Genomic DNA, 26,650 nt, shown 5'->3' on the forward strand with positions numbered 1-26,650 from the left:
GAGCCTGATCCCGGACATTATGCGTTAAGGGTCGCCACGACCTCTTCCAGCCAATGGTCGCGAATGCCCATCTCCTTGAGGTGGGCAAGCGTGTTGAACACGTATTCGCTGTTCGGACCCGACTTTCCCGACGAGACGGCGACGATCGTCGCAGCCTCCGGAGCGCTCAGCGCTCCGGCATACTGCACATGGGCGCGGTCGACCACATAGGTCAGCGCCGGAACCCGCCGCCCGTCGGCAAGCTGCACCGGCATCGTCTTTTCCTTGTAGACATGCGTGACAAGCTCGCGTTCCCGCAAATAGTCGATCACCGCCGCCCTCTCGCCGTTGTCGATGCGAAAAGCCGCGCCGATGCACGAGCCGCCATAGTCGAGCCCGAGCACCAGGCCCGGCCGCTGCTGAGTACCGCGATGCACCCAAGAGCGCACGCAAAGCGACCGACGATAGCCAAATGCCCGCGCCGTCGATCTTTCCTCGAACCGGAAGCCCGGGTTCCACATCAGCGACCCGTAGCCAAAGACCCAAAATTCGTCCATATCCACTGTCATTCAATCCGCGCTGTCTGCTCATCGCCGAATCGTCGGCTCATCGGTGGCCAGCCATGTCGGTTTTTCTACGGCACAGCATCTCGGCACGGAAGAGACAAGTCGTTCCCGTGCATAGAATGAAAGATAATAAGCAGGATCGGCGGCGCCACCCGAAAGGCGGCCGCGATCTGAGTTTGGTGGAGTACGCGTTACCATGACCGCAACCGCAGTCGCCAATCCCTCGCCGGTCAGCCGGAAGTTTCGCTGGCTTATCGCCGGCATAGTGATCGTCTGTGCCGCCTATTCGGCCGGCTGGTATGCCGTCGCCGACCAGGTCGAGAAGCGCCTGACGACCCAGCTCGCGGACGGCCGGGCAAACGGGCTCGGCGGCGAGTGCACGAACATGGACGTGCGCGGCTTCCCGTTCCGCATCGGCCTGTTCTGCGACAAGGTCAATCTCGACGACACCCGCCGCGGTGCCTCCGCCTCCTTCGGCGCGCTTCGGACCGCGGCACAAGTCTACCAGCCCAGCCATGCGATCATCGAGCTCGATGGTCCGGCCGAACTGCGCGTTTCGCCCGACCTCAATGTCTCGGCCGACTGGACGCTGCTGCATGCAAGCGTCAGGGCGACCCTTTCCGGGCTCGACCGCAGTTCGCTGACCTATGACAACCTGACCGGCACCGTGCGCCTGCCGCTGACCGGCGACAGCTTCGGCTTCGGCGCCAGCCACGGCGAAATGCACCTGCGTCAGAACGGCAACGATCTCGATGCGGCCTTGAGCGTCGACAAGCTCGATCTTCGTCCTGAGAACGGCGCAAGCTTCGCGCCACCCGCCAATCTTGCCGCCGACCTCACCTTTGTCGACAAGGCGAGCTGGATGGGCTCCGGCATCCCGACGCCGGCGATGCTGCGCGGGAGCAAGGGCGAACTGCGCCAGATGACAGTCGACCTTGGCTCGGGCATGAACGCCAAGCTGTCGGGCCCCTTCTCGGTCAACGACCAGGGGCTGATCTCCGGCGAGTTTTCGCTGACGATGACCAATATCGACGCCTGGCGCACAAACCTGGTCACGCTGATCCCCGACGATGCGAACCTGGTCAACAACACGGCCAACATGCTGAAGGCGCTGGCCAACGGCAAGAACGAGGCGACAGTCAAGCTCAACGTGCGCGACGGCACCGCCTTCCTCGCCTTCATCCCGATCGGCGTGCTGCCGACGCTCTGATCCCGGTGCAGCGAAAAGCCGCTCGCTCTGGCGGCCTTCGCGAGAATACAAAGAGCCCGGGGCGTGGATGATCCACGCCCCGGGCTCTTTCGTTTATCGGCTACTTCTGATCCATCGCGTGACGGCCGAAGTCCGGCATGGCCGTGTCCTGACCTGCCTGGATGATCGACCGCCGGATCGCGCGGGTGCGGGTGAAGAGATCGAACAGCTTGTCGCCGTCGCCCCAGCGGATTGCCCGCTGCAGATAGGCGAGGTCCTCGGAAAACCGCGACAGCATTTCGAGGATCGCGTCCTTGTTGTGCAGGCAGACGTCGCGCCACATGGTTGGGTCGGACGCGGCCAGGCGGGTGAAGTCGCGGAAACCGGACGCGGAATATTTGATGACTTCGGATTCGGTCACCGCTTCCAGATCGTCCGCCGTGCCGACGATGTTGTAGGCGATGATGTGCGGTAGGTGCGAGACGATCGCCAGCACCTTGTCGTGATGCTCGGCATCCATTTGCTCGACCATAGAACCAAGCGTTTCCCAGAACAGCCGCAGCCGCGCGATCGCTTCCTCGTCCTGGCCGTCCGGCGGCGTCAGGATGCACCAGCGACCGCGGAAGAGGCCGACGAAGCCGGCGTCCGGACCGGAATGCTCGGTACCGGCGATCGGATGCCCTGGCACGAAATGAACCGTGGCGGGCAGATGCGGCGCCATCTGGGCGATGACCGAGCCCTTGGTCGAGCCGACATCGGTGACGATCGCGCCAGGCTTCAGGTGGGCGGCGATTTCCGCGGCCACCGCACCGGACGCACCGACAGGCACCGACACGATGACGAGATCGGCACCGCGCACCGCATCGGCAGCCGACAGCGTATAGCGATCGCCAAGGCCAAGCTCCTCGGCGCGCGAAAGCGTCGCTTCGCTGCGGGTCGAGATCACCAGGGTTTGGGCGAGCTGCTTGTCTCGGATTTCCCGGGCGATCGATGAGCCGATGAGGCCGATGCCGATAAGTGCGATCGTTTCAAACTGCTGTGTCATCATTTCCGTCCCATGAATTCTGTCAGTGCCGCGATCACGCCCTCATTGGCTTCCTGCGAGCCGATGGTCATGCGCAGGGCATTGGGAAAGCCGTAGGCCGCAATCGCACGCAGGATGTAGCCGCGATGAGTGAGGAACGTATCCGCGTCGTTCGCACGCATGCCGTCCTCGTCCGGGAAATGGATGAGCACGAAGTTGGTAACCGATGGCGTGATCGTGAGACCGATCGATTCCACCGCGCGGCTGACACGCTCCAGCCAGACGAGGTTATGGTCGACCGCCTCAGCGACGAAGGCCTGATCGCGCACGGCCGCGGCACCGGCTGCAATCGCCGCCGCACTGAGGTTGAACGGCCCGCGCACGCGATCGACCGCGTCGATCACTTGCGGCGGAGCGTACATCCAGCCGATACGCAGACCGGCAAGACCGTAGATCTTGGAGAACGTCCGGGTCATGACGACGTTGCGGTTGGCCGACACCAGTTCGAGCCCGGCCGCATAATCGTTGCGCCGAACATATTCGGCATAGGCGGCATCGAGCACCAGAAGCACGCCCTCGGGCAGGCCCGCATGCAGACGGCGAACTTCGTCGACGGGAATATAGGTTCCAGTCGGGTTCGCCGGATTGGCGATGAAGACGATCTTCGTGCGCTCGGTGACCGCCGCGAGAATGGCATCGACGTCGACGGTCGCGTTGCGCTCCTTGACCATGACCGGCGTACCGCCGGCGGCCATGATCTGGATCTTGTAGACCACGAACCCGTGCTCCGTGATGATGCCTTCGTCGCCGGGCGCCAGATAGGTGTGGCACAGGAGACCGAGCAGTTCGTCCGAGCCGTTGCCGCACAGGATGTTTGCCGGGTTGAGCCCGTGCACAGCACCGATCGCCGCGCGCAGCGCCTGGGCCTGGCCGTCGGGGTAGCGCTCCAGGTTGAAGGCCGCGGCCTGGAAGGCCTCGATCGCCCTGGGGCTGGCGCCGAGTGGCGTCTCGTTGGACGAGAGCTTGTGGACCTTGGCGACACCGGGGGCATGCTCCTTGCCGGGCACATAGGCGGCAATGTCCAGAATGCCGGGACGCGGCTGCGGGCTCTTCGAGTCAAGGCTCATCGGATCAGCTTTCAAGGCAGGAAATGAGGCCAAGCCAATACCGGCGCAATCGGCATTTGTCGAGGGTCGGCAAGCCCGGCAGAGTGGCGATCAAGGCTGGGCGCGCGGGCGCTCCCGGGTGCTCGGGATACCCTGTGGCGCCAGCACCGGCACGAACACGCGCCGCGACGCACGCGCGGCAACCGGCAGGCCCTGATAAAGCCGCTTCTGCGCCTCCACCACGATCACGCCCGAGAAGACCGGCCAGAGCGAGCGGCCAAGCCGCTCGAAGCCCCGGCGCAGGCGCAGGATCATCTTCAGCTTCGACGGCGGGAAGAACAGTGCCTCCGACGAGGCGCCGGGTGTGAAGTTCGTCTCGCGCAGAAGCGCCGTCAGCTGACCGCGCGAATAGGGCCGCCCCGAGCCGAACGGCGTATGCTCCATGCGCGCCCAGACACCACGACGATTGGGCACGACGATCACCAGCCGGCCGCCCGGCGCCAGCACCCGCCAGATCTCCTTCATCGTCTCGCGCGGGCTTTCGGCAAATTCCAGCGAATGCACCATCAAAACCCGGTCGATGGAAGAATCGGGCAGCGGCAATTCCTCGTCGAACACCAGCGCGGTCGACGACAACTCGGCAACCGGCCAGTTCACCGCCCCCTGCCCCGCCGGCATGAAAGCAAAGGTCCGCTCCGTGTCCTTCCGGAAACGCTCGAGATAGGGCACGGCATAGCCGAGCCCGACAAGCCGCTCCTCGGGCAGGCGCGCCCAGACCGAAGACAGCGCAATGGTGACGGACTGTTCGGCCATGCGGCCCAGTTCGGAGTGATAGAATTCTCGGAGGTCGACGATATCGGTGTGCATGCGCAACATGTTAGCCTTGAAGCGGTAGACTTCAAGGCAAGCCTCGCTACATTCGGCGGCAGTCACCACAGCACCGCATGCTCATAGAGCGTGCAAAGGGGCGCTGTAGCGTTAAACTCGCCGCATGATTTGTCCTTTGATCGACCGCGATCGAAGGCGCCTGCAGCAGAAGCCCGATCGGAAGACACGCCATGGCCGCGCTCGAACTTGACCTCTTTCTTTGCCGCACCGACAATTTCGGCGTGCTGCTGCACGATCCGGTAAGCGGCGCCACCGCCTCGATCGACGCGCCCGAGGAGCAGCCGATCCTGGAGGCCCTGGAGCGGCGTGGCTGGACGCTCACCCATATCCTCACCACCCATCACCACGGAGACCATGTCGCGGCCAACGTCGCGCTCAAGGATCGTTTCGGCGCCACCATCATCGGGCCGGCGGCAGAGGCGGCCAATATCCCCGGCATCGACAGGAGCGTGCGTCACGCTGAACGCTTCGATTTTGCCGGCCACCCGGTCGACGTCATCGAGACGCCCGGCCACACCGCCGGCCATATCTGTTTCCACCTTCCTGAGGATAAGCTGCTCTTTGCCGCCGACACCCTGTTTGCGCTCGGCTGCGGCCGCCTGTTCGAGGGAACGCCGGAAACGATGTGGCAGTCGCTCAGCCGACTTCTCGCCCTGCCCGACGACACTACTGTTTATTTCGGCCACGAATACACGCTGTCGAACGCCCATTTCGCCGTGACGATCGACCCGGACAATGATGCATTGAGGGAGCGTGCGGCCGAGATCGAAGAAACCCGCTGCGATGGCGGCTTTACGGCGCCGACGACCATCGGCCTCGAAAGGCGCACCAACCCGTTCCTGCGCGCCGCCGACCCGAAGATCCGCGCGCATCTCGGCATGGAAGGGGCGACCGATGCGGCTGTCTTTGCCGAAATCCGCAAGCGCAAGGATAATTTCTGATGACGGCCGATCAGGAACTGACGCCGGCCGCCATCATCGAGATCCTTGGGCTGACGCGCCACCCCGAAGGGGGCTGGTATGTGCAGACCTTCCGCGACGCCAACGGCGGGCCGCGCGGCCACTCGACGGCGATCTACTATCTGCTGGAGCGCGGCGAGCGCTCGCACTGGCATCGGGTACGTGACGCCGCCGAGGTCTGGCATCACTATGCTGGCGCGCCGCTGGAGCTCAGCATTGCCGCCGACAGCGAGCCTGCAACGGTTCTGCGCCTCGGCCCCGGCATTCTCGGCGGCGAGCGCCCACAGGGGCTCGTGCCGCCCAACTGGTGGCAATCCGCCGTCTCGCTCGGCGACTGGACGCTTGTCGGCTGCACGGTGGCGCCGGGCTTCGATTTCTCAGTCTTCGAGATGGCGGCCCCCGACTGGGCGCCGCCTGAGAAATAGAGCATTTTCAGGAAAAGTGTGAAGCGGTTTTCCGCCCGGAAGGTTACTCTGCCGGCTGCACCGCCGTGCGCGCCTTACGAAAGATCATGTCCTTGGCCGCCAGCACCGCGCCGCCCGTCACGAAAAGGCATGCGGCGGCGATACGCCATGACGGCTCGGCAAAACCGAACAGGATGAGGATCAGCGTCGACAGAACCGGTGCGGCGTAGCTGGCAACGCCGAGCAGCTGGATATTGCCGTTCTTGACGCCGAAGTCCCAGGCATAGAAGGCGGCACCGACCGGCAGCAGGCCGAGGCCCGCAACCGCCAGCCACTCGAACGTCGTTTCCGGCCAGACGGTCGTCTCGAGACCAAGATGGCAGACGAACGAGAGAAGCGATGTCGCCAGGCAGAAGCCGGTGACGACGTCGGTCGAGACCGCCTCGAAGCGGCGCGTCAGCAGCGAATAACCGGACCAGGTGAAGGCGCACAGCAGGGCTGCGCCGTACCCCATCAGATAGGCGTCGTCAAAGGCGATACCGTTGCGGGCGATGATCATGATCGTTCCCATCAGGCCGGCAAAAGCGCCGGCAACGTGGTACCAGCGCAGCCGCTCGCCCGGCAATAGGGCAGAGCCGACGACGATCAGCAGCGGCCAGAGATAGGCGATCAGACCGGCTTCGACAGCCGGCGCGTTGCGAAGTGCGGTAAAGTAGAGAAAGTGATAACCGAAAAGACCGGCGATGCCGGTGATCCAGACCTTCGCCGGCTGCTTCAACAGCGCCAGCCGCTCCGGCTTCAGCGCGAGAACGACGACCCCCGGAATGCTGCCGATGAGGAAACAGATGGCTGACAACTGGAACGGCGGCATCTTGCCGGATGCAGCGGTAAACAGCGCCAGGAGCGACCACATCAAAATGGCGGTTGCACCGATCAACGTTGCCTTGAATTTCATGTCTTATCCCCTCGTGCAGCCTCCAACTGCATAATTCCTTAGATCGGAATCGATTTAAGGAGAAAATTATGCAGCAAGCTTCAAGCGCTACAGCGCAGCACGTCACGTTTGACGCGCTGCGCTGTAGCGGAAACCGGCGCGGATAAAATCACGACTCGGCGCGAAATGTTAGTACTCGGCGTGAAATGTTAGTGATAATCTCCACCATTCGGTGGATCAACCGCCGAATCGCGTCGCGGAAACCGTCACGGGGCCAAGCTTGGTCGGGATGCGCACATAGACGGGCGCATAGACATCGACGACATCAGATTTGGCAAACCAGATTTCCATGGTCTGCAGCTGCCTGAGATATTCGACGTCTTCGCGCCCCTTCTTGTAGCCCGCCTTCGGAACAAAGCGGATGCCGCAGACGATCACCTCGCCTTCGAATCCCTTGGTCTTGAACGGCCTGGTCCCCCTCGCCGACAGCTTGATGTCGAGACGCGATTCGCCGTCGAAGATCGGAAGGGTATTGGGGCAGACGCGGGCATTACCGGGAATGATAAGGCCGGACAAGGGATCGAGCACGTTGCGCATGTCGCGCGAGGTCACCGGCACCCAGTTCTTCGGCAGCGGCGTGCGCTTCGGATTCATGCTGGCATGCACGACGTTGCCGTTGCTGTAGGTGACGCTGATCGCCCGGCCCTTCTTGCCGCTGCGATAGGACATCGAATATTCGTTTGCGCGCAGATAGTCGCGGCCGATGACGCCGGAAACACGGGTCTGCCCCGAAGTCCGGCTGAAAATGTCGACGAGGCCGGCCGAATGCAGCGTTCCTGATATCGTGTAGCGATTCTTTACAAGCGCCGTATGGAACGACGCTCTCGCAAGCGGCAAACCGGCAAGCGAGATGCTGTAATCCGTCTGATGTTCGATATCTGCAGCAAGCGATGCTGTGGAAAACATTGCCACTGACAACAGCGCTACCGCGCGAGAACCGATGCGCAACTTCATGCCCTGAGAGATCCATTACTCGAATGCCGTCGCCAGGCCTTGGAATGCAGGTCGTTTACGGCTTTTCTACGCCTTTTCCGACAGATCCGGCGGCCGGAACGCTACCGCATCATGGACCTCTGCTGCATCCGCAGGACAACAGATAGCGCATCGTAAATCAGCTTGGAATGACTCGCGTGAAGCATTATTGTGGCCGCGATCGAGCTTGCCTGATGCAGAAACAGCCGGGAGAAACGGCGGTTTTCCGAGAATGCAAGAGGTTTGGCTTGACGGGCGGGCTGTCTCTGACTATAGAACCGCAACTTTCCAATAATGGCCAACAGGAACGCGGCCTGGGCTCTGGGCCCGCTACCGCATCGTCCGGCGGCGATAAAGAGAATAGGTGTACCATGTCCCGTAGTTGCGAATTGACCGGCAAGGGCGTCCAGTCGGGCAACAATGTCAGCCACGCCAACAACAAGACCAAGCGCAAGTTCCTTCCGAACCTGTGCAACGTCACGCTGATTTCCGATGCTCTCGGCCAGCGCTTCCGCCTGCGCGTTTCCGCAGCGGCTCTCCGCTCGGTTGAACACCGCGGTGGTCTTGACGCTTTCCTCGTGAAGGCCGACGAGAACGAGCTGAGCATGCGCGCTCGCCTGCTGCGCCGTCAGATCGTCAAGAAGAACGCTGAAGCCGCTGCCGCTTAATCAGCGCCAGCGTCTGTCTTCGACACGACTTTAAAAAGGCTTGCGGGTTTATCCGGCAAGCCTTTTTCTCGTGTTTAATTTGCAGATTTTCGTCGGCCCGGCGTTCAAGCCTGGCTTCCGCTCAACTGGTGGCATCTCCCAGGATAAAAAAATGCTGATCAACCGCACGTTCTTCATCTATGTCGCGTTCATGACCTTGGTGGTCGTGGCCTCAAACTTCCTCGTTCAGTATCCGCTGCCGGGCTCGATCGCCGGCATGCAGCTCGGCGACCTCCTGACCTGGGGTGCCTTCAGCTATCCCTTCGCGTTCCTCGTCACCGACCTGACCAACCGCCATTTCGGCCCGCGCATTGCGCGTCGTGTCGTCGTTGTCGGCTTCCTCGTGGCGATCGTTCTGTCCTTCTTCGCAGCGACGCCGCGCATCGCCATCGCTTCCGGCTCCGCCTTCCTGTTCGGCCAGCTGCTTGATATCTCCGTGTTCAACAAGCTCCGCCGCCAGAGCTGGTGGCATGCGCCGCTGGCAGGCTCGCTGATCGGCTCGGCGCTCGACACGGCCATGTTCTTCTCCTTCGCCTTTGCGCCGTTCTTCGTGTTCTTTGGGCCGAATGACAGCTTTGCGCTGGAGACAGCACCGCTGCTCGGCATCCTTGCGACCGAGGCTCCGCGCTGGATCTCCTGGGCGCTCGGCGACCTGACGGTGAAGATCCTCTGCGGCATCATCATGCTTTTGCCCTACGGCGCGCTGATGAGCGTGATCAAGCCGATGCCATCAGGCAAGGCGACAGCCTGATACTACAGCGCAGCGCGTCTTATAGACGCGCAAAGGTCGCTGTAGCACTTTGAATTGCTGCATGTTTTGATCCTTAAATCGAATACGATTTCAGGAAACATGCAGCAGCAGAACAAGTGATTGATGACGGGGCCGAATGGCCCCGTTTTCATTTGATCAGGCGGAATTCCAGCATCAGATTGCGCTCGAGGATCGAGTGGTTGTCATCGGAGATGACGATGACGCGGACATCGCCACTGGCGCCAGCGACCACGTCGAGGCCCTCCATGTTGTCGATCTGATAGCCCATGTCGGCTTCGAGAATGACGTCGCCGTCGACCACGGCGCCAGGCCGAATGCTGGCTCCCGGAATGCGGCGGATGCGCATGCCGAGACCGGAGGCGAAGTTGAACCGACGTTCCAGCAGCAGAAGGTCGCCATCGGGCAGGAAAGCGCCGTCGGTAACGGCGTAGGGATCGGTACGGGTAACGGCAAAGGCGCCCTTCATCGGGCCATCGAGAATGCCTGCCAGAAGATTGTCCGCCTTGTCGACGCTGCGCTCGGACACGGTGACGGCAGCGCCGCCGAGCGGGCCATCCTTCGGCGAAATCGCCACGGTCTCAAGCCCGCCATTGTTGCGCAGCTCGGTTGTTGGAAATGGCAGCGGCATGCTGCCGACCGGCCCCGAAGTCGAGAAACCCGGATCCAGGTAGATATCGATGCGGTGGGCCTGCTCGTAGCTGACGATCACCTCGCCCTCGCGCAGTGCCAGACCTTCGGAATCCACCTTCCATTTCTCCAGCCCGACCGCGCCGCTCCTGTCCGCCATCGGTGTTGCCGTCAGGTCCGTGAGACCGGAAAGCCTGCCGTTCGCATCACGGATCACCGCCCCTTCGAGCCAATGCCCCGTATCCATGACGGCGACGAAGGAGGTGCCATCCGGCCGGAATCGGATCGCGGATACGGCGCCGAACAGCGCATTGGAAGACGTCATCTCCAGGCCGCCGATGAATTCCAGCTGACCGAACCGCGTCTGGTTGGAGCCGACCTTGAATGGGTCTATCTGCCGGCTGCGAATGGGCAGCGTCTCGCTGCCGCCGGCGGCCAAAGCCACGCCGGTCGAGGCCAACAGGGAAAGAACGAGGAGACCGCGGCCAAGCATCTGGGGGAGTTCCTTCGGGCGGGCAGAATAGGCGGGGAGGAGATGGCAACCGCGGCAGCGGCCTAGGGGATGAACGGGGCGACAGACGGTCGCCCCGGTTTCGCGAAAGATTAGCTAGCGCGGCGCATGCGCCCCGGACGGCGGCGCATGCTTTCGTCTTCGAACAGATCGGCGAGCTGCTCGGTCATCGCGCCGGCCAGTTCATCCGCATCGACGATGGTCACGGCGCGGCGATAATAGCGCGTTACGTCGTGACCGATGCCGATTGCCAAAAGCTCGACCGGCGAGCGCGTCTCGATCTGCTCGATCACGGCACGCAGGTGCCGTTCGAGATAGTTGCCCGGATTGACCGACAGCGTCGAGTCGTCGACCGGCGCGCCATCGGAAATCATCATCAGGATGCGGCGCTGCTCGCGCCGCGCCATCAGGCGCTCATGCGCCCAGATCAGCGCCTCGCCGTCGATGTTTTCCTTGAGCAAGCCCTCGCGCATCATCAGGCCGAGATTGCGGCGTGCACGCCGCCACGGCGCATCGGCCGACTTGTAGATGATATGGCGCAGATCGTTGAGGCGGCCCGGCGATTGTGGCTTGCCACCGGCCAGCCACTTCTCACGCGATTGCCCGCCCTTCCACGCCTTGGTGGTAAAGCCAAGGATCTCGACCTTGACGCCGCAGCGCTCCAGCGTGCGCGCAAGGATGTCGGCGCAGGTCGCGGCAACCGTGATCGGCCGGCCGCGCATGGAGCCGGAATTGTCGATCAGGAGGGTCACGACCGTATCGCGGAAATTGGTATCCTTCTCGCGCTTGAACGACAGCGGCTGCATCGGATCGATGACGATGCGCTGCAGGCGCGCAGTGTCGAGATAGCCCTCTTCCAGGTCGAACTCCCAAGAGCGGTTCTGCTGCGCCATCAGGCGGCGCTGTAGCCGGTTTGCAAGCCGCCCGACGGCACCTTGAAGGTGCGAGAGCTGCTTGTCGAGGAACGCGCGCAGCCGGTCGAGTTCCGCCTCGTCGCAGAGCTCTTCCGAGGCGATGGTCTCGTCGAACTCGCGGGTGAAGACGGTGTAGTCGACTTTCTCGTTGAAGTCGGCAAACGGCTGGTTCGGGCGCTTGACCTCGCCGGGCGTCTCGCTGTCCTCGTCACCCTCGTCCTGCAGGTCGTCGTCGGAGATCTCCGCGCCGTCCATCTCGCCTTCTTCCATCTGCTCTTCAGCAGCCTGGTTTTCGTCGGCAGGGGCCGCATCGTCGCCGGCTTCCTCGTCGCTGGCGTTTTCGTCCTGCTCCTGGCTGCGCGGCTGATCCTCGTCGGTCTCGCTTTCCTGCTCGTCCGGCTCGATGTCGTCGTCGCCGTATTTCTCGGCAACATCCATCGATGTCAGCATATCGCGCACGACGCGGGCGAAAGCCTGCTGGTCGTTGAGCGTCGACGACAGATTCTTGATGTCGCCGGCAGCCTTCTCCTCGATGAAGTCGCGCCAGAGATCGAGCACCTTACCGGCGGATGCCGGCGGCTTCTCGCCGGTCAGCTTCTCGCGCACCAGCAAAGCAACAGCCTCGCCGAGCGGTGCATCGGCCTGCTTGCTGATCGCGCCGAAATTGGCCTTGGAATATTTCTCTTCGAGCATCGAGCTCAGGTTCTTGGCAACGCCTTCCATGCGCAGCGAGCCGATCGCCTCGACACGCGCTTGCTCGACGGCATCGAAGATCACCCGCGCGTCGGCGCCCTGCGGCGACATCGTCGCGTGGACGCGTGCGTCATGACAGGCCTTGCGCAGCGCCATGCTGTCGCCGAGACCGCGCGTCACGGCAAGTTCCTGCCGCGTCGGCCGCTTGGAGATTTCGGGCAGACGGATGCGTTCGCCTGTTATGCCCGGTCGCTCGTTGGCAAAAGCCACCTCGACCTCGGCATCGCCCGCGATCGATCGGATGCAGCCGGAAAGCGCCCGCTTGAACGGTTCGGCTGCATTTTCGCGCGTGGTCGGCTTTGCCTTGGAGTTCGAGCTCACGACAGTTCCTTCTTCAGCCAGATGCGATGATGCCTGGTGGGGCATCATCGAGTTTGCCACAGGGTCACAAGTCCGCCTTTCCCGGGGAAAGACGGACGATGGATCAGGCGGTGGCTTCAAGCACGATGTTGGCAGCGCTTTCCTTCAGCTCGATGCCGAAAGCGCGCTGATAATGCTCGGCGACAAGCGCCCGCTCCAGCTCGTCGCACTTGTTGAGGAAGGTCACGCGGAAGGCAAAGGCGATATCGCCGAAGATATAGGCGTTCTCGGCCCAGGTGATGACCGTACGCGGGCTCATGACCGTCGACAGGTCGCCATTGATGAAGGCGGCGCGGGTAAGATCGGCAACGCGCACCATCTTCGATACCGTCTCGCGGCCCTTGTCGGCGGTAAAGCCCTTGACCTTGGCGGCGACGATATCGACTTCCTTGTCATGCGGCAGGTAGTTGAGCGTCGTCACGATCGACCAACGGTCCATCTGCGCCTGGTTGATCTGCTGCGTGCCATGGTAGAGGCCGGTGGTATCGCCGAGACCGACCGTGTTGGCGGTTGCAAACAGGCGGAATGCCGGGTGCGGACGAATGACGCGGCTCTGGTCGAGCAGCGTCAGGCGGCCGGAGGATTCCAGCACGCGCTGAATGACGAACATCACGTCCGGGCGGCCGGCATCGTATTCGTCGAAGACGAGCGCGACGTTGTGCTGGTAGGCCCAGGGAAGGATGCCGTCCTTGAACTCGGTGACCTGCAGGCCGTCCTTGACGACGATCGCGTCCTTGCCGACGAGGTCGATACGGCTGACATGGCTGTCGAGGTTGACGCGCACGCACGGCCAGTTGAGGCGCGCTGCGACCTGCTCGATGTGGGTGGACTTACCGGTTCCGTGATAACCCGAGACCATCACGCGTCGGTTATGGGCAAAGCCTGCGAGAATGGCGAGCGTGGTTTCGCGGTCGAAGAGGTAGTCCGGATCGAGATCCGGCACGTAGGCGTCGGCCTTCGAGTAGGCGGGAACGCGCAAATCCGTGTCAATGCCGAAAACGTCCCGAACCGAGACGGTTGTGTCGGGGAGGTTGGAAATGTCGAGGTCAATCTTGCTCATCATGTCTCCAGAGCGGCCACCGGACGGCACCCGCGCATTCGCCTGCAAAAGTGCTTCTGTAATAATCCGCGTTGTTAGCAGAAACCAGCCTGTTTTAACAATTGGTAGGCTTGAATTACTGCGCGAAAACGCTCCTCCGATCCCCTGTCCCCGCCATTGGCATCAGGGTGGTGTTTCTTGACCAGATCCTTGTAGGCCGCCTTGATATCGCTGGCTGTCGCCGAAGCGCTAAGGCCGAGCGTTTCATAGGCCTTGGCTTCGAGCGTCTTCAGCTTGCGCTGGCGCGGCTCAGGACGGCCGGCGCGCGCTTTTGCCTCACTGACGAACCCGAAGGGATCGCGCATGCGCGCCTGCGCCCCGGCAGAGCCCGAACGGGTCTGCGATTGGGTCGGACTATTCTTGGCATTCTTGTTGACGCCGACCGTCCAAGTCGGACGATGCCCGGTCACCGCTTCCTTCTGATAGCGCGCGACTTCGCTGTCGGACAGACCGGAGAAGTAGTTGTAGCCCTTGTTGTATTCCTTCACATGCTCGAAGCAGAACATGAAATACTGCCCCTCGGCGTTGCGGCCGACGGGTGCGCGATGAACGCCCTTCTTGTCGCAGCCGTCCCACTGACAGGTGGGGGCGGCCGGCTCTGCGCGCGGCTCGACCTTGCGCCGTGTCCGAATGCGATCGAAGTATTTTGAATCGAGTCTCATGGCGCTCATTATGGGGGTTGGCCGGGGCCACAACAAGAATTGACAAAGCGGAATGTTGCTGGCTTTGTGCGGGCATTTTGCGCCGCCTAGGCCGCGCTGCCGGACCCGACCAACATAAGGGCATCCAGCAACCAAGGAAATGGGACGGAAGAATGTCGCTGCGGGACACGATCGAACAGAAATTGACCGAAGCCTTCCACCCCGAACGGCTGGCCGTGATCAACGAGAGCCACCTGCATGCGGGTCATCAACCTGATTTCGACGGCGGCGGCGAAACCCACATGCGGGTCCGCATCGTTGCCGACGCCTTTGCCGGCATGAGCCGAGTGGCGCGCCATCGCGCCATCAACGACCTGTTGAAGCCCGAACTCGACGCCGGCCTGCACGCGCTGGCCGTCGAGCCTGCAGCCCCCGGTGAGCCGACGCGCTGGTAGGCATCAGCCGATCGGCGTCTGGTCCTCGGCCGGGCGGATCCTGAGTTTCGTGATCCGGTTCTTCACCCGCTTCATCACGATGAAGCGCTTGCCATGGAAGGTGAAGGCCTGGCGCTCCTCCGGGATGCTTTTCGACTCGTGGATCACCAAACCGGCGACCGTCGTCGCTTCCTCATCCGGCAGTGACCAGTCGAGCGCACGGTTGAGGTCACGGATCGGCACCGAGCCGTCGACCACGATGGACCCGTCTGCCTCCTGGCGAACACCCTGGATATCGAGATCGTGCTCGTCGGCGATATCACCGACGATCTCCTCCAGAATATCCTCCAGCGTCACCAGTCCCTGAACCTGACCGTATTCGTCGACGACGATAGCAAGATGCAGCTTGCGGCGCAGGAAGGCGTTGAGCTGGTCCTTGAGGTTGGTCGTGTCGGGGACGAACCAGGGTTTCTGCGCGATCTTGACGATGTCGAGGTTTTCCGGCTCGACATCCGGCTCGGCAAGCGCGCGCAGCAGATCTTTCGAATGCACCACCCCGATGATGTTGTCGGTGGAGCTCCGCCACAGCGGCAGGCGCGTGAACGGGCTCTGCAGGATATCGCGCACGCAGATTTCAGGCGGATCGTCGGCGTTGATCGCCCGCATATTGGTGCGGTGGATCATGATGTCGGAAATCTCGAGTTCCCCGAGATCGAGCACGCCGCCGAGCCGATCCCGGTCGGCCTTGATGACCGAGCCTTCGCGGTGCAGCAGGTCGACTGCGCCGCGCAGCTCGTCATGCGCCGAAAGCATCGACATGTCGGACGAAAGGTTGACGCCGAAGAGAAACAGGATGCGCCGCACGATGCCGTTGACAAGGCTCGACAGCGGCCCGGCCACGGCGACGAAGGGGCGAACCAGCGGCGCGACGGCAAGTGCAAAGCGATCCGGCGACGCAATCGCCCAACTCTTCGGCAGCACTTCGGAAAAAATTACCAACAGCACGGTCATGACGACCGTGGCGATCGCCACGCCCGAATTGCCGAGCAGGCCGATCAACAGGCTCGTCGTCAAGGACGAGGCGAGAATGTTGACGAGGTTGTTGCCGATCAAAAGCGCGCCGATCAGCCGATCGCGGCGCTCGATCAGGCGATTGACGATACCCGCCCGCTCGTCGCCATTGTTCTCAAGCGAATGCATGCGCGAGCGCGAAGCCGCAGTCAGAGCCGTTTCGGAGCCCGAAAAGAAAGCGGAAAACAATAGCAGGCAGAAGACCGCGGCAATCGACAGCCAGTATTCGCCGAGAAATGCCAGGAATGCTTCGCCGGTCATTGCGGGTGCTTTTCCCTCAGGAAGCTCAGGACCTCGGAGGCCGGCACATCGTCGGCGACGAAGGACTGGCCGATGCCCCGGGTCAGGATGAAGGTGAGCTTGCCGCCCTTGACCTTCTTGTCCTGGGCAATCGCGTCCATCAGCTTTTCAGCCGGCGGCAGGCTACCGGGGATTTCGGTCATGCGCGTCGGCAGGCCGACGGCTCTCAAGTGCGTTTCGACCCGGCTCGCATCATCGGCGCTCGCAAGGTTCATGCGCGTCGAGAATTGATGCGCCAGCACCATGCCGATCGCCACGCCCTCGCCATGCACCAGGCGGGCGCTGTCGTATTCGGTGGCGGCTTCCAGCGCGTGGCCGAAGGTGTGGCCGAGGTTGAGCAGTGCACGCAAACCGTTCTCGCGCTCGTCCGCCGCCACGACATCGGCCTTGGCCTGGCAGCTCACTGCGATTGCCTCGATGCGCGCAGCCCCGCCGGAAAACACCGCCTGCCAGTTTTTCTCCAGCCAGGCGAAGAAGTCCGGCTTGTCGATCAGCCCGTATTTCGCAACCTCGGCATAGCCGGCGCGGAATTCGCGCGGGCTCAGCGTGTCGAGCACATCCGTGTCGGCAAGCACCAGATCCGGCTGGTGGAAAACGCCGATCAGGTTCTTGCCGTGCGGCGAATTGATACCGGTCTTGCCGCCGACCGAGGAATCGACCTGCGCCAGCAGCGATGTCGGGATCTGGATGAAGCGCGAGCCGCGACGCACGATACCGGCCGCAAAGCCGGTCAGGTCGCCGATGACACCGCCGCCAAGCGCGATCACCGCGTCGTTGCGCTCGATCCGTGCACCGAGTATGGCTTCGCAGGCGGGAATGAGATGCTCGAAACTCTTGGTCTTTTCGCCCGCCGGCAACACCAGCGACACGGCTTCGATGTCTCTCTGCTTCAGGCTCGCCATCAGCGGTTCGAGATAGCGCGGACCGACGTTTTCGTCGGTGATGACGGCCACCTTGCGCCCCTTGAGGCGCGAGGCGATCTCGTTGCCGGCAGCAGCGATCAGCCCCGGACCGATCAGAATGTCATAGGAACGATCACCGAGATCGACGCGAACCTTGCGCTCGGCAGCAGGCATCACATGGCTATTCATCATTTGGCACTTTCCGGAAATCTATGACGGCGGTGAGAACGTCCTCCACCATCGTCTCCTTGCTCACATCGCGCGACATCACCGTCAGATCGGCTTCGGCGTAGATCGGGTAGCGGGCGCGCATCAGGTTTTCGAGCGTCTGCTTGGGGTTCTCGGTCTTCAACAGAGGACGTGTGTCGCGCTTGTTGACCCGCTCCCAGAGCACGTCCAATTCGGCATTGAGCCAGATCGTCAAGCCGCCGCGCTTGATCTGGCGGCGCGATCGCTCGTTGATATAGGCGCCGCCGCCGGTGGAAACGACACGGGGGCCGGTGCGCAGCAGGCGTTTCAACACACGTGCTTCCAGCGCCCGAAATTCGTCCTCGCCGTAGCGGGCAAAGAGATCGCTGATCGTCATGCGCGAGACGCGCTCGATCTCGTGGTCGGAATCGACGAAGGGAATGCCGAGCGCCTGCGCCGCCAACCGGCCGATCGCGGATTTTCCGGCGCCCATCAGGCCGATGAAAACGAGATTGCGTTTACCGAGCGCAAGCTTCGCCCGTTCGGCAAGCGTCGCGGAAACCGGTTCGATCACGTCGTTCATTGGACTTCTTATTCCCCATTCCCTTCCGGTATCGACAAATCGGGGTGGAGCGTCAAGCCGTCGCGCGCGTCCGTGCATGCTTCTTGAACTTGGCGAAAGGGGCGTTCATATAGATCGGGCATCTACCAAAGTGCGGCGCGTCCGGTCCAGCGCGCACACGGTTGCCCCAGCACATTCAACGGCTGCATGATTTTATCCTTAAATTCGTTCCGGTTTAAGGGATCCTGCGGAGGAAACTGAAATGCCCACCCTCTTCCGGTTCCTGTTCTTCTGCGGCGTCATCGCCGGGCTGATCTACGGCACGATGATCGCGCTCGTCACCTTCGTCGAGCCGGTCGAGCGCAACGTGACCGTGAAGATCCCATCCGAACGGGTCAACAAGACACAATGAGCGATCTTTCCGCGGCACACGTCGAGGCCTTCCTCGAAATGATGAGCGCCGAACGCGGCGCCGCCGTCAATACGCTGCAATCCTACGAGCGCGATCTGGAAGACGCCTTGTCCCACATGCGCGGCCGCGGAACGGGGCTGACGAGTGCGGCGACCGACGATCTCCGGCATTATCTCGCCCATCTGGCGGGCCAAGGCTTCAAGCCGTCCTCGCAGGCGCGCAGGCTGTCGGCGCTCAGGCAGTTCTACAAATTCCTCTATGCAGAAGGCCTGCGCACCGACGACCCGACAGGCATACTCGATGCGCCCAAAAAGGGTAGAAGCCTGCCGAAGACGCTGAGCATCGACGACGTGTCACGACTGATCGGCCGGGCCGAGACCGAAGCCGAGGCGACGGCAGGCGGACCGGAGCGGCTTTCCAAGCTGCGCATGCACGCTTTGATGGAGCTTCTTTATGCCACCGGCATGCGTGTCAGCGAACTGGTGTCGCTGCCCGCAAGCGTGCTCGCCCAGAACGGGCGCTTTCTCGTCGTCCGTGGCAAGGGCAACAAGGAGCGGCTGGTGCCGCTCTCCCAGGCCGCGATCCGCGCGATGCGTCTTTATGGGGCAGCCCTCGAAGAAGAAACGGCAAAAGCCGACAGGGGCGAGCGCGAAAGCCCGTGGCTGTTTCCGTCAACGGCAAAGGCAGGTTTTCTCCCCCGCCAGGTCTTTGCCCGCGACCTGAAATCACTGGCGGCGCGTGCCGGCATCCGCGTGGCGACGATCTCGCCGCATGTGCTGCGTCATGCCTTCGCCAGCCACCTGCTTGCCAACGGCGCCGACCTTCGTGCCGTCCAGGAACTGTTGGGTCACTCGGACATTTCGACGACACAAATCTATACACATGTTCTGGAAGAACGGCTGCACGACCTCGTGCAAAACCATCACCCTCTTGCCAAACAGGCGAAAAAACAGGATTAGGACCGCCGGGCAGGCTGGTTTCGGCCGGCAGATCCTTGTGGCAAAACGATCGGAAACGCATCTCATGCACAACTATCTCGATTTCGAAAAACCTATCTCCGACCTCGAAGGCAAGATTCTCGAACTGAAGAAGCTCGCTGGCGAAGACGAGAGTGTGAACACTTCGGATGAGGTCGAACGGCTCGAGACACGGGTCCGCGATGCGATGGCCGAGATCTATTCGAAGCTGACGCCGTGGCAGAAGACCCAGGTCGCCCGCCACCCCTCGCGTCCGCATTTCCTCGATTACGCCTCGGAACTGTTCACCGAGTTCACGTCGCTTGCCGGCGACCGCAACTATGGCAATGACGAGGCCATCCAGGCCGGGCTTGCGCGTTTTCGCGGCATGCCTGTCGCCGTCCTCGGTCAGGAAAAAGGCAGCGATACCAAGTCGCGCATCAAGCACAACTTCGGCAGCCCGCGCCCTGAAGGCTACCGCAAGGCGATCCGGGTCATGGAAATGGCCGACCGCTTCGGCCTGCCGCTGATCACGCTGATCGACACCGCCGGTGCCTATCCCGGCGTCGGCGCGGAAGAACGCGGCCAGGCGGAAGCCATCGCCCGCTCGACGGAAATGTGCCTGAACGTGCGCGTGCCGATCGTCACCGTCGTCATCGGCGAAGGCGGCTCCGGCGGCGCAATCGCGATCGCCACCGGCAACCGCGTCTATATGCTCGAGCATGCGATCTACAGCGTCATCTCGCCGGAAGGCGCAGCCTCGATCCTCTGGCGCGATTCGACCCGCGCCAAGGAAGCCGCCAGCAACATGAAGATCACCTCAGAGGACCTGAAGGCGCTCGGCGTGATCGACGGCATCATTCCCGAGCCTGTCGGTGGCGCGCACCGCGATCCGCAATCGGTGATCGCCCGCACCGGAACGGTGATTGCCGACGCTCTGAAGGAATTGTCCGGACGCAACGGCGACGAATTGCGCACCGATCGCCGACAGAAGTACCTGAATATCGGCCGGAACCTCTGATCCGACGCGATTGTTCGCCGAAAATTCGCAACCACAAATCGGACTGTGGCCAAATCTTGGCCATATTCGTACGGTCATGAACAACGGCGTGCGCAGCGTGCCCTGCAGGGTTAAGAATTCGTGAAGTATAATGGCTTACTGATTCCCTAAGGGCCCTTCTGCGAACGCGGCTCTCACTGACGAATTTTGGTTTGAACGGGCTTTCGCCGATGCGCTTGAGAAACCTTGTAGCCACCGCCGCTGTCGCCGCGCTGCTTGCCGGCTGCACCAACGATGCCCTGGATACGGCGACGGTCGATCTTTCGACTGTCAAGAACAAGACCGAATATCAGCTCTCGAGCAAGATGAGCGCCAAGATGAGCGAGCTCGGGATGCAGAAGACATCCCCGATCGCGCTGCGCATCTTCAAGGAAGAAGGCACGCTCGAAGTCTGGAAGGCCAACACGTCCAACCGCTTCCAGCTCTTGAAGAGCTACAAGATTTGCGCCTGGTCGGGCAAACTTGGTCCGAAGGTGAAAGAAGGCGACCGTCAGGCGCCGGAGGGCTTCTATCCGCTGTTCCCGCAGCAGCTGAATCCCAACTCGAAATACTATCTGGCGATCAACACCGGCTACCCCAACACCTATGACCGCGCCAACGGCCGTCAGGGTACGCATCTGATGATCCACGGCGCCTGTTCGTCGTCCGGCTGCTACTCGATGACCGACGAGCAGATGATCGAGATTTTCGCCATGGCGCGCGACGCCTTCAAGGGCGGACAGCAGAGCGTCCAGCTGCAGGCATTTCCTTTCCGCATGACCGCCGAGAACATGGCGCGTCATCGCAACAATCCCAACATCGATTTCTGGAACATGTTGAAGGTCGGCTACGATCAGTTCGAAGTCACCAAGCGTCCTCCGGAAATCAATGTCTGCGAGAAGAAATACGTCTTCAACCAGCAGGGCAGCGCCGCCTTCAACCCGGGCGGCACGTGCCCGGCGATGTCGACCCCACCTGCCTTGCAGATGGCCATGTCGACTTTCGAAAAGGGCTATAAGCTCGACTACGACAAGGCCATGAAGAAGTATGACGGCATGGTCTGGTATGAGCCGAGCGAGGCCGAGCGCAAGGCGATCGTCGCCAAGCAGCGCACCGGCCGCGAGCTTGCCTACGCGCCGACCGGCAATTCGATCGATGCCGGCAAGCTGATGAAGGCAAGCGACCTCGAAAGGAAGCTAGCCGCGCAGAAGGAAGCCGAAGAAACCAAGCTGGCTGTCGAGATCCAGAAGAAGGAACTGGAAAAGGCGACACAGGGTGGCACCCATGTGCCGGTTCCGGCCGCCAACCCGATCCCCCAGCCCGTGCTGCAGGCAGCCGTCGAGCAGCCGGCCAAGAAATCCTTCTGGAGCCTGTTCTCCAGGAGCGAACCCGCAGAACAGGCACCGGCACCCGTCGCCGAAGCTCCGGAGCAACAGGCTGCCGTTCAGCCGCAGACACAACCGGCAGGCACAGCGGCAAAGCAGACACGGTCGGCTGGAGCCCAGCAAAAGGTTCAGCCCGAGACGACCGCCGTGGCATCGGCAAATGCCGAAGGCGCCGTCGAGCCTGCAGCCGAAGCGCCTGTTGCCGTGGAGCAGCCACCGAAGAAGCGGCCGTTCTGGAAGATCTGGGGCAATTGATGCCTGGCGAAGAGAAGACGATTTACGACCTCAGGGGGCTTAAGTGCCCCCTTCCCGTTTTGAAGGCGCGCAAACGCATCGCCTCCATGGCTGCAGGCGCGCTGCTCGAGATCGAGACGACCGATCCGATGGCGGTGATCGATATCCCGCATTTCTGCCGGGAAGACGGCCACAGCCTCGAAGCGGCCTCGCCGGCCGACGGCGGTTATCGCTTTCTGATCCGCAAGGGCGCTTGAAGCCAAACAGCAGCGTCCTTGGTCTTGAACCGTCCGCACCGCGTCCCTTGTGTAATGCGTTCGCGCTGGCAGACCTGATGCGACGCATGCGCCCGTGGGCCGGGTTTCCTTGACGAAAGGCGTGGCCGTGTTGATAGGGCAATCGTCGTCGCGGTCCTCAGTGGAGCGGATGAGGGCGATGAAGCGCAAAATGGATCGGAATATCGTCCGCGGTTGCGAACTGGCCAGCCACCCCTATGAGCAACGGATCGTCATTCTCGAGCGGAACGGTGCTATCGCCACCCCCGGTGATCAGGTGAGACCATGGTGGAAGAATTGGACGCGCAGCGAAGCCGTCGTCAGCGCGACGAATAACGTCGTGTGATTTTCGCGACCAAAGGCCCGTTCGACCACCGACTAAGGTCCCCTAGAGTCGGACCTTAGTCGCCGCTAGATTTTGCAGGATCGTACAGAGTGAATGTCTGCCAAACTGACAACCAGCGTGCGAAATCCGATTTATCGCGTTTTTTGCCTGTGATGCCGGAATTGGCGGTCGCATTTTTAAAGAACAGGGAACATAAAAACACTAGCAGGTGATCGGGCAAATTTCATGGACTCCGTTGGGAACGACACAGAAACCGCCAAGCAAACCTTCCTGCTGAACCTGCGCCAGGCAGCAACCTTGAGAAACCTGCTGTCGACATTCCAGCGACTGCGGCTTGAGGTGCAGTTCATCATCATTGCCTCCTTCGTCGTTGTGGCGTTGATGATCGCACTCGCGGTCTGGACGACGAACCGTCTGGAAAAGACCGTCTTCAATAGCGTCGGCTCGCTCGGCGCTGCCTATCTCCAGACATTTGTTGCGCCGCTGATCTCCGAGGAGGACATCAAACGCGGCGTGCTGCCGCCATTCGTCGAAGACAAACTCAAGCAGCTGCTGGGCACCAGCGCGCTCGGCCAGCATGTCCACGAGCTGAAGATCTGGGGGCCAGACGGAAGCCTGATGTATTCGACTTCGGGCAAGGAGATCGACGAGGAGGTTGTCTTCGAAGAGCTACAGCGCGCCTTGGCGGGCGAGATCGTCGTTTCGCGTACGATGATCGAGAAACACGAATACACCGGTGACGAGCAGCGCGGCATGTACATCGAGGTCTACGCCCCGCTCGTGCGAAACGAAGCCGGCAAGGTGCTGTTGGTCGGTGAATTCTACGAGCGCCCCGATTTCCTGGTGGGCGAACTGTCGACGGCCTGGCGGGAGACGATCAGCATCGTGCTTCTCGTCTCGGTCCCGATGCTGGCGCTCCTCTTCCTGATCGTTCGTAGCGGCAGCCTGCTCATCGATCGCCAACACGCCGCCATCCGCCACAGCCTGCGACGCGCGCTGGAACTCTCCAACCAGAACCGACGGCTGCGTGGGGCTGCGGAAACGGCGCGGCTCGAGGCCGGCAAGCTCAATGAGATGATCCTCGACCAGATCGGTACGGATCTGCACGATGGTCCGGTCCAGCTGTTGACCTTGCTGAAGCTGAGGCTGAGCGATATGGCCACGCAACCGATCGGCGGCCAGTCAGCGGATCCGGTAAGGCGGCAGGATATCGACAAGCTGGTCAGTACGGTTACGACGGCACTTGAGGAGCTGAGGAACATTTCGACCGATCTCGTGCTGCCGGAGCTCGACGACATGTCGCTCAGCGACACGATCCAGCTTGCGGTAAGGCGGCACGTGGATGTCATCGGCCGCGAGATCGATGTTGTCGGACTGATCGCCTCGCAGACGGTCGATCCACACCTCAACATCTGCGTCTATCGTTTCATCCAGGAAGCCCTGATGAACAGCGAGCGACATGCGCCGGGCAACCGCCAGCACCTGCGCTACGGCACGCGCCATAACCGCCTCTTCATCACCGTGGCCGATGTGGGCACCGCACCATCGACGACTGTGTCCGTGCGCAGCACCGGCCGCACAGGACTCGGCACCATCACGCAGAAGCGCCGCATTCGCGCATTTGGCGGTCGCATGCGTACCATCCGCCGGGCGAGCGGAACGGTGGTAACAGCGGTTCTGCCACTCGATCACAGCGGCGGCTCGTTCGATCGTCACTAGAGCATGTCGTCACCGCAAAACCGCTTTGCGCGACATGCGCTAGTTGATGCGCCGTGATGCGCTGCGTTCGGCAGAGCCGTCCGGCAACACATCCAGGCGCTGCGCCGCCAGCACCACTTCCACACGGTTCCTGACGTCGAGTTTCTGCATCAACACCGTCATGTAATGCTTGACGGTCTTTTCGCTGATATCGAGGCAGGCCGCTATTTCGCGGTTGGTGCTGCCACGCATGAGATGGCGAACGATCTGCTCTTCGCGCAGGCTCAGGCGTCGTTGTGCCTGGGATCGCCGACGGATTTCCGCTGTCTTCATGGCCATGATGACCTTGGTCGCGAACCCCGCCGTGATGAACGTTTCACCGTCATAGACCGTGCGTATGGCCTCGTGCAGGTCGCTGGCGCTGCTGCCCTTCAGCACATAGCCAGAGACCCCGTAGTTCAGGACTTGTATCGCGGTTTCAATGCTTGAATTTGCGGTGAAGACGATGATCCGCGTGTCTTTGTATTTTTGCGTAACCAGCTCGATAGCCGCAATGGCATCGCCGGGCATGCTCAAATCGAGCACGAGAACTTCAGGTGAAAATTCTTCAACTATTTTCAAAGCATCGACCGCGTTTTCGCCCTTCGCGACGATCTCGAGGTCACTTTTTCCAGAATATAAGCTGACCAGTCCTTCCAGGAGGATCGGATGGTCGTCAACAAATGCAACTGATATCGACATGGTCGTTGCTCTCCCTCCGCAACAAACATGCTAGTTCATCAGATCAGTGTTTTAAAGAAGACACTAACTTCTAGTTAATTTGGCAAGCACAGAAATATCGGTCCGACGTGGCGAAAGCCGCGGACTAAACATCGACAATACCGCGCAAATACTCGCCCTTTTTGATTTAAGAGGCCGACAAGCACCGTATGGGAAAAACCGGACAAAGGTTCGTTGACTTCAATCTTTACAGGCAGTTATAGATCTGACACCGCGTGTTGATTGGTGAATCCACGCGTCCATGGCACAAACATCGCCATTCTCAGAGCGGTTTCGGCAAGTTAGAAGTAAAGCCAAAATATTAGCCCAAAAATGTTTATGCGCCTGCTGAAACATCACCCGAAAGTACTACAGATTTTAACCGTTTCCCGCGCCATTTGCAGCAAAAGACGGCCGGCGTCACGCAAACAATTCTAGAATTTCATTCCAGGCACCACGAGAGGATTATCGGAAAGCGCCTGCGCGTCGGGACGATCAATGCGTGGCTTGCCCGTAAAGGCATCGAAAAGGTCGCGCACGAATGCTTCGCTCAACCCCTTGGTGATCAGCACCATACGCGTGCGCCGATCAGCCGGATCCGGCCAGACGGACAGCCGCTCCGGCGTGTGAAAGACATTCTGCACGCCATGCAGGACCAACGGCCGCTCCGGATTGTCGGAGACTGCGACAATCGCCTTCATCCGCAACAGCTTCTCGCCATGGGCCGAGCGCAATAGATCGATGAACATGTCGAGCGCCATCGGCTCGATCGGCCTGTCATGCACGATGCTGAACGAACGGATGTCCGCCCCGTGGCGCGTCGCATCGTGATGATGGTGGTGGTGGTGGTGGTGGTGGTGGTGGTGGTGATCATGATCGCGATGGTGGCCGTGGTCGCCGTCATGATGATGCTGATCGTGGAGATGATGCCCATGATCGGCTTCGTCCTGCAGCCAGCGGCCGACATCGGCGATCTTCGACGCCGGGTCGTAAAGGCCGCAGGCAAAGAGCGCGCCCCGCCCTGCTTCGGGACTGTCGCCATCAATGAACGGCGCGCGCGGATTGAGCGCCCGCAGTCGCAACCGTAACTCGTCCAATTGTGCCTGGTCGGCAAGGTCCGCCTTGCTGATGACGATGCGATCGGCGACCGCGACCTGCTTCAGAGCTTCCTCGTGGTTGGCAAGCGTCTGCAGCCCGTTGACCGCATCCACCACAGTCACCACGCCATCGAGACGAAAACTCTGGGCAATCACCGGGTTGCCGATCACCGATTGCAGCACCGGCGCCGGGTCGGCAAGTCCGGTCGTCTCGATGACGACGCGCTTCAGCGGCTTGATCCGGCCGGTCTGCATCCGGTCCATGAGGTCGGCAAGCGTATCCACCAGCTCGCCGCGCACCGTGCAGCACAGGCAGCCGTCGGAAAGCTCGATGACGCCGTCGCTTGAGGCTTCCACCAACAGGTGGTCGATGGAGACATCGCCGAATTCGTTGATGATGACGGCCGTATCCGAGAGATCCGGGTCCTTCAGAAGCCGGTTCAGCAGCGTCGTTTTGCCCGCACCGAGAAAACCGGTCAGGATCGAAACCGGCACGGCCGGCAGTGGGCTAACCATTGGAAACTCC

The 26,650-nt window shown here is 61.7% G+C and carries 28 protein-coding genes; 13 read left to right on the plus strand and 15 right to left on the minus strand.

Annotated features, from left to right (window positions below; all coding sequences use genetic code 11):
* Positions 1–17: 17 nt before the first annotated feature.
* Positions 18–548, minus strand: a complete 531-nt coding sequence (locus ASD02_RS30475; RefSeq protein WP_057221556.1) for a gamma-glutamylcyclotransferase — start codon at positions 546–548, stop codon at positions 18–20.
* Between the two features lie 193 nt (positions 549–741).
* Between ASD02_RS30475 and ASD02_RS30480 the strand changes: the two genes are divergently transcribed.
* The gene (locus ASD02_RS30480) at positions 742–1,755 is read left to right on the plus strand and encodes a DUF2125 domain-containing protein (RefSeq protein ID WP_025424645.1); all 1,014 of its coding nucleotides are present in this window, start codon (positions 742–744) and stop codon (positions 1,753–1,755) included.
* 100 nt (positions 1,756–1,855) lie between these two features.
* Here the strand turns inward: ASD02_RS30480 and ASD02_RS30485 are convergent, their stop codons facing one another.
* The 3 genes from ASD02_RS30485 to ASD02_RS30495 form a co-directional block, all read right to left on the minus strand.
* Positions 1,856–2,782, minus strand: a complete 927-nt coding sequence (locus tag ASD02_RS30485) for a prephenate/arogenate dehydrogenase family protein (protein ID WP_025424646.1) — start codon at positions 2,780–2,782, stop codon at positions 1,856–1,858.
* The gene (hisC, locus tag ASD02_RS30490) at positions 2,779–3,885 is read right to left on the minus strand and encodes a histidinol-phosphate transaminase (RefSeq protein ID WP_057221557.1); all 1,107 of its coding nucleotides are present in this window, start codon (positions 3,883–3,885) and stop codon (positions 2,779–2,781) included. Before hisC ends, ASD02_RS30485 begins: the two co-directional genes overlap by 4 nt.
* Positions 3,886–3,975: 90 nt before the next feature.
* Positions 3,976–4,740: a class I SAM-dependent methyltransferase gene (locus tag ASD02_RS30495; protein WP_025424648.1), complete on the minus strand. Its 765-nt coding sequence runs from the start codon at positions 4,738–4,740 to the stop codon at positions 3,976–3,978.
* A gap of 182 nt (positions 4,741–4,922) precedes the next feature.
* Here ASD02_RS30495 and gloB point away from each other — a divergent pair, with 182 nt between their 5' ends.
* Positions 4,923–5,693: a hydroxyacylglutathione hydrolase gene (gene gloB, locus ASD02_RS30500; RefSeq protein ID WP_025424649.1), complete on the plus strand. Its 771-nt coding sequence runs from the start codon at positions 4,923–4,925 to the stop codon at positions 5,691–5,693.
* On the plus strand, positions 5,693–6,136 hold the full coding sequence (locus ASD02_RS30505) for a cupin domain-containing protein (protein ID WP_025424650.1): 444 nt from the start codon (positions 5,693–5,695) through the stop codon (positions 6,134–6,136). The genes gloB and ASD02_RS30505 overlap by 1 nt, the downstream gene beginning before the upstream one ends.
* Before the next feature lie 43 nt (positions 6,137–6,179).
* On the opposite strand, the gene ASD02_RS30510 is transcribed toward ASD02_RS30505, so the two are convergent.
* On the minus strand, positions 6,180–7,070 hold the full coding sequence (locus ASD02_RS30510; protein ID WP_025424651.1) for an EamA family transporter: 891 nt from the start codon (positions 7,068–7,070) through the stop codon (positions 6,180–6,182).
* Between the two features lie 216 nt (positions 7,071–7,286).
* Complete coding sequence (locus ASD02_RS30515) at positions 7,287–8,063, minus strand: DUF3108 domain-containing protein (RefSeq protein ID WP_025424652.1); 777 nt, start codon at positions 8,061–8,063, stop codon at positions 7,287–7,289.
* Positions 8,064–8,452: 389 nt separating this feature from the next.
* On the opposite strand from ASD02_RS30515, the gene rpmB reads away from it, so the two are divergent.
* Together rpmB and ASD02_RS30525 are read left to right on the plus strand one after the other, a co-directional pair.
* Entirely contained in the window at positions 8,453–8,749 is a 297-nt protein-coding gene (gene rpmB, locus ASD02_RS30520; RefSeq protein WP_025424653.1) for a 50S ribosomal protein L28, read from the plus strand.
* A gap of 151 nt (positions 8,750–8,900) precedes the next feature.
* Positions 8,901–9,539, plus strand: a complete 639-nt coding sequence (locus ASD02_RS30525) for a queuosine precursor transporter (RefSeq protein WP_025424654.1) — start codon at positions 8,901–8,903, stop codon at positions 9,537–9,539.
* A 148-nt stretch (positions 9,540–9,687) separates the two neighbouring features.
* Here the strand turns inward: ASD02_RS30525 and ASD02_RS30530 are convergent, their stop codons facing one another.
* The 4 genes from ASD02_RS30530 to ASD02_RS30545 all read right to left on the minus strand — a co-directional run bounded on the left by ASD02_RS30530 (position 9,688) and on the right by ASD02_RS30545 (position 14,495).
* Positions 9,688–10,680 carry an esterase-like activity of phytase family protein gene (locus tag ASD02_RS30530; protein WP_057221558.1) on the minus strand — a complete coding sequence of 331 codons (993 nt, stop codon included), beginning with the start codon at positions 10,678–10,680 and terminating at the stop codon, positions 9,688–9,690.
* 110 nt (positions 10,681–10,790) lie between these two features.
* Entirely contained in the window at positions 10,791–12,686 is a 1,896-nt protein-coding gene (gene cobT / locus ASD02_RS30535) for a cobaltochelatase subunit CobT (protein WP_025424656.1), read from the minus strand.
* Positions 12,687–12,789: 103 nt separating this feature from the next.
* Positions 12,790–13,785, minus strand: a complete 996-nt coding sequence (gene cobS / locus ASD02_RS30540; protein WP_025424657.1) for a cobaltochelatase subunit CobS — start codon at positions 13,783–13,785, stop codon at positions 12,790–12,792.
* Between the two features lie 74 nt (positions 13,786–13,859).
* Entirely contained in the window at positions 13,860–14,495 is a 636-nt protein-coding gene (locus ASD02_RS30545) for a J domain-containing protein (RefSeq protein ID WP_025424658.1), read from the minus strand.
* Between the two features lie 143 nt (positions 14,496–14,638).
* Between ASD02_RS30545 and ASD02_RS30550 the strand changes: the two genes are divergently transcribed.
* Positions 14,639–14,920, plus strand: coding sequence for a BolA family transcriptional regulator (locus tag ASD02_RS30550; RefSeq protein ID WP_025424659.1), 282 nt, complete (start codon positions 14,639–14,641; stop codon positions 14,918–14,920).
* Between the two features lie 3 nt (positions 14,921–14,923).
* On the opposite strand, the gene ASD02_RS30555 is transcribed toward ASD02_RS30550, so the two are convergent.
* The 3 genes from ASD02_RS30555 to ASD02_RS30565 are packed head-to-tail and all read right to left on the minus strand — an operon-like array spanning position 14,924 to position 17,944.
* Entirely contained in the window at positions 14,924–16,231 is a 1,308-nt protein-coding gene (locus ASD02_RS30555; RefSeq protein ID WP_025424660.1) for an HlyC/CorC family transporter, read from the minus strand.
* Positions 16,228–17,361, minus strand: a complete 1,134-nt coding sequence (gene aroB / locus ASD02_RS30560; protein WP_025424661.1) for a 3-dehydroquinate synthase — start codon at positions 17,359–17,361, stop codon at positions 16,228–16,230. Before aroB ends, ASD02_RS30555 begins: the two co-directional genes overlap by 4 nt.
* Entirely contained in the window at positions 17,354–17,944 is a 591-nt protein-coding gene (locus ASD02_RS30565) for a shikimate kinase (protein WP_025424662.1), read from the minus strand. The genes aroB and ASD02_RS30565 overlap by 8 nt, the downstream gene beginning before the upstream one ends.
* A gap of 241 nt (positions 17,945–18,185) precedes the next feature.
* On the opposite strand from ASD02_RS30565, the gene ASD02_RS39310 reads away from it, so the two are divergent.
* The 7 genes from ASD02_RS39310 (at position 18,186) to ASD02_RS30595 (ending at position 24,289) form a co-directional block, all read left to right on the plus strand.
* Entirely contained in the window at positions 18,186–18,335 is a 150-nt protein-coding gene (locus ASD02_RS39310; protein WP_025424663.1) for a hypothetical protein, read from the plus strand.
* On the plus strand, positions 18,332–19,294 hold the full coding sequence (gene xerD / locus ASD02_RS30570; protein WP_025424664.1) for a site-specific tyrosine recombinase XerD: 963 nt from the start codon (positions 18,332–18,334) through the stop codon (positions 19,292–19,294). Before ASD02_RS39310 ends, xerD begins: the two co-directional genes overlap by 4 nt.
* Positions 19,295–19,358: 64 nt before the next feature.
* Positions 19,359–20,312, plus strand: a complete 954-nt coding sequence (locus ASD02_RS30575) for an acetyl-CoA carboxylase carboxyltransferase subunit alpha (RefSeq protein WP_025424665.1) — start codon at positions 19,359–19,361, stop codon at positions 20,310–20,312.
* A 209-nt stretch (positions 20,313–20,521) separates the two neighbouring features.
* The gene (locus tag ASD02_RS30580) at positions 20,522–21,970 is read left to right on the plus strand and encodes a murein L,D-transpeptidase family protein (RefSeq protein WP_057221559.1); all 1,449 of its coding nucleotides are present in this window, start codon (positions 20,522–20,524) and stop codon (positions 21,968–21,970) included.
* On the plus strand, positions 21,970–22,206 hold the full coding sequence (locus ASD02_RS30585; RefSeq protein WP_025424667.1) for a sulfurtransferase TusA family protein: 237 nt from the start codon (positions 21,970–21,972) through the stop codon (positions 22,204–22,206). Before ASD02_RS30580 ends, ASD02_RS30585 begins: the two co-directional genes overlap by 1 nt.
* A 178-nt stretch (positions 22,207–22,384) precedes the next feature.
* Positions 22,385–22,570 carry a hypothetical protein gene (locus tag ASD02_RS30590; protein ID WP_025424668.1) on the plus strand — a complete coding sequence of 62 codons (186 nt, stop codon included), beginning with the start codon at positions 22,385–22,387 and terminating at the stop codon, positions 22,568–22,570.
* A gap of 225 nt (positions 22,571–22,795) precedes the next feature.
* Positions 22,796–24,289, plus strand: a complete 1,494-nt coding sequence (locus ASD02_RS30595; protein WP_025424669.1) for a histidine kinase — start codon at positions 22,796–22,798, stop codon at positions 24,287–24,289.
* Positions 24,290–24,328: 39 nt separating this feature from the next.
* On the opposite strand, the gene ASD02_RS30600 is transcribed toward ASD02_RS30595, so the two are convergent.
* Entirely contained in the window at positions 24,329–25,009 is a 681-nt protein-coding gene (locus ASD02_RS30600) for a response regulator transcription factor (RefSeq protein ID WP_025424670.1), read from the minus strand.
* Between the two features lie 452 nt (positions 25,010–25,461).
* Entirely contained in the window at positions 25,462–26,640 is a 1,179-nt protein-coding gene (locus tag ASD02_RS30605; protein ID WP_025424671.1) for a GTP-binding protein, read from the minus strand.
* Positions 26,641–26,650: the final 10 nt, after the last annotated feature.

It is taken from the genome of Ensifer sp. Root1252, assembly GCF_001425885.1.
In the GTDB taxonomy this organism is placed as follows: Bacteria; Pseudomonadota; Alphaproteobacteria; order Rhizobiales; family Rhizobiaceae; genus Ensifer; species Ensifer canadensis.

Bases quoted from the DNA above. Each gene is read 5' to 3' on its own strand.
- ASD02_RS30475 (WP_057221556.1), bottom strand. From the start codon at position 548: ATGACAGTGGATATGGACGAATTTTGGGTCTTTGGCTACGGGTCGCTG.
- ASD02_RS30480 (WP_025424645.1), top strand. From the start codon at position 742: ATGACCGCAACCGCAGTCGCCAATCCCTCGCCGGTCAGCCGGAAGTTT.
- ASD02_RS30485 (WP_025424646.1), bottom strand. From the start codon at position 2,782: ATGATGACACAGCAGTTTGAAACGATCGCACTTATCGGCATCGGCCTC.
- hisC (WP_057221557.1), bottom strand. From the start codon at position 3,885: ATGAGCCTTGACTCGAAGAGCCCGCAGCCGCGTCCCGGCATTCTGGAC.
- ASD02_RS30495 (WP_025424648.1), bottom strand. From the start codon at position 4,740: ATGTTGCGCATGCACACCGATATCGTCGACCTCCGAGAATTCTATCAC.
- gloB (WP_025424649.1), top strand. From the start codon at position 4,923: ATGGCCGCGCTCGAACTTGACCTCTTTCTTTGCCGCACCGACAATTTC.
- ASD02_RS30505 (WP_025424650.1), top strand. From the start codon at position 5,693: ATGACGGCCGATCAGGAACTGACGCCGGCCGCCATCATCGAGATCCTT.
- ASD02_RS30510 (WP_025424651.1), bottom strand. From the start codon at position 7,070: ATGAAATTCAAGGCAACGTTGATCGGTGCAACCGCCATTTTGATGTGG.
- ASD02_RS30515 (WP_025424652.1), bottom strand. From the start codon at position 8,063: ATGAAGTTGCGCATCGGTTCTCGCGCGGTAGCGCTGTTGTCAGTGGCA.
- rpmB (WP_025424653.1), top strand. From the start codon at position 8,453: ATGTCCCGTAGTTGCGAATTGACCGGCAAGGGCGTCCAGTCGGGCAAC.
- ASD02_RS30525 (WP_025424654.1), top strand. From the start codon at position 8,901: ATGCTGATCAACCGCACGTTCTTCATCTATGTCGCGTTCATGACCTTG.
- ASD02_RS30530 (WP_057221558.1), bottom strand. From the start codon at position 10,680: ATGCTTGGCCGCGGTCTCCTCGTTCTTTCCCTGTTGGCCTCGACCGGC.
- cobS (WP_025424657.1), bottom strand. From the start codon at position 13,785: ATGAGCAAGATTGACCTCGACATTTCCAACCTCCCCGACACAACCGTC.
- ASD02_RS30545 (WP_025424658.1), bottom strand. From the start codon at position 14,495: ATGAGCGCCATGAGACTCGATTCAAAATACTTCGATCGCATTCGGACA.
- ASD02_RS30550 (WP_025424659.1), top strand. From the start codon at position 14,639: ATGTCGCTGCGGGACACGATCGAACAGAAATTGACCGAAGCCTTCCAC.
- ASD02_RS30555 (WP_025424660.1), bottom strand. From the start codon at position 16,231: ATGACCGGCGAAGCATTCCTGGCATTTCTCGGCGAATACTGGCTGTCG.
- aroB (WP_025424661.1), bottom strand. From the start codon at position 17,361: ATGAATAGCCATGTGATGCCTGCTGCCGAGCGCAAGGTTCGCGTCGAT.
- ASD02_RS30565 (WP_025424662.1), bottom strand. From the start codon at position 17,944: ATGAACGACGTGATCGAACCGGTTTCCGCGACGCTTGCCGAACGGGCG.
- ASD02_RS39310 (WP_025424663.1), top strand. From the start codon at position 18,186: ATGCCCACCCTCTTCCGGTTCCTGTTCTTCTGCGGCGTCATCGCCGGG.
- xerD (WP_025424664.1), top strand. From the start codon at position 18,332: ATGAGCGATCTTTCCGCGGCACACGTCGAGGCCTTCCTCGAAATGATG.
- ASD02_RS30575 (WP_025424665.1), top strand. From the start codon at position 19,359: ATGCACAACTATCTCGATTTCGAAAAACCTATCTCCGACCTCGAAGGC.
- ASD02_RS30580 (WP_057221559.1), top strand. From the start codon at position 20,522: ATGCGCTTGAGAAACCTTGTAGCCACCGCCGCTGTCGCCGCGCTGCTT.
- ASD02_RS30585 (WP_025424667.1), top strand. From the start codon at position 21,970: ATGCCTGGCGAAGAGAAGACGATTTACGACCTCAGGGGGCTTAAGTGC.
- ASD02_RS30590 (WP_025424668.1), top strand. From the start codon at position 22,385: ATGAAGCGCAAAATGGATCGGAATATCGTCCGCGGTTGCGAACTGGCC.
- ASD02_RS30595 (WP_025424669.1), top strand. From the start codon at position 22,796: ATGGACTCCGTTGGGAACGACACAGAAACCGCCAAGCAAACCTTCCTG.
- ASD02_RS30600 (WP_025424670.1), bottom strand. From the start codon at position 25,009: ATGTCGATATCAGTTGCATTTGTTGACGACCATCCGATCCTCCTGGAA.
- ASD02_RS30605 (WP_025424671.1), bottom strand. From the start codon at position 26,640: ATGGTTAGCCCACTGCCGGCCGTGCCGGTTTCGATCCTGACCGGTTTT.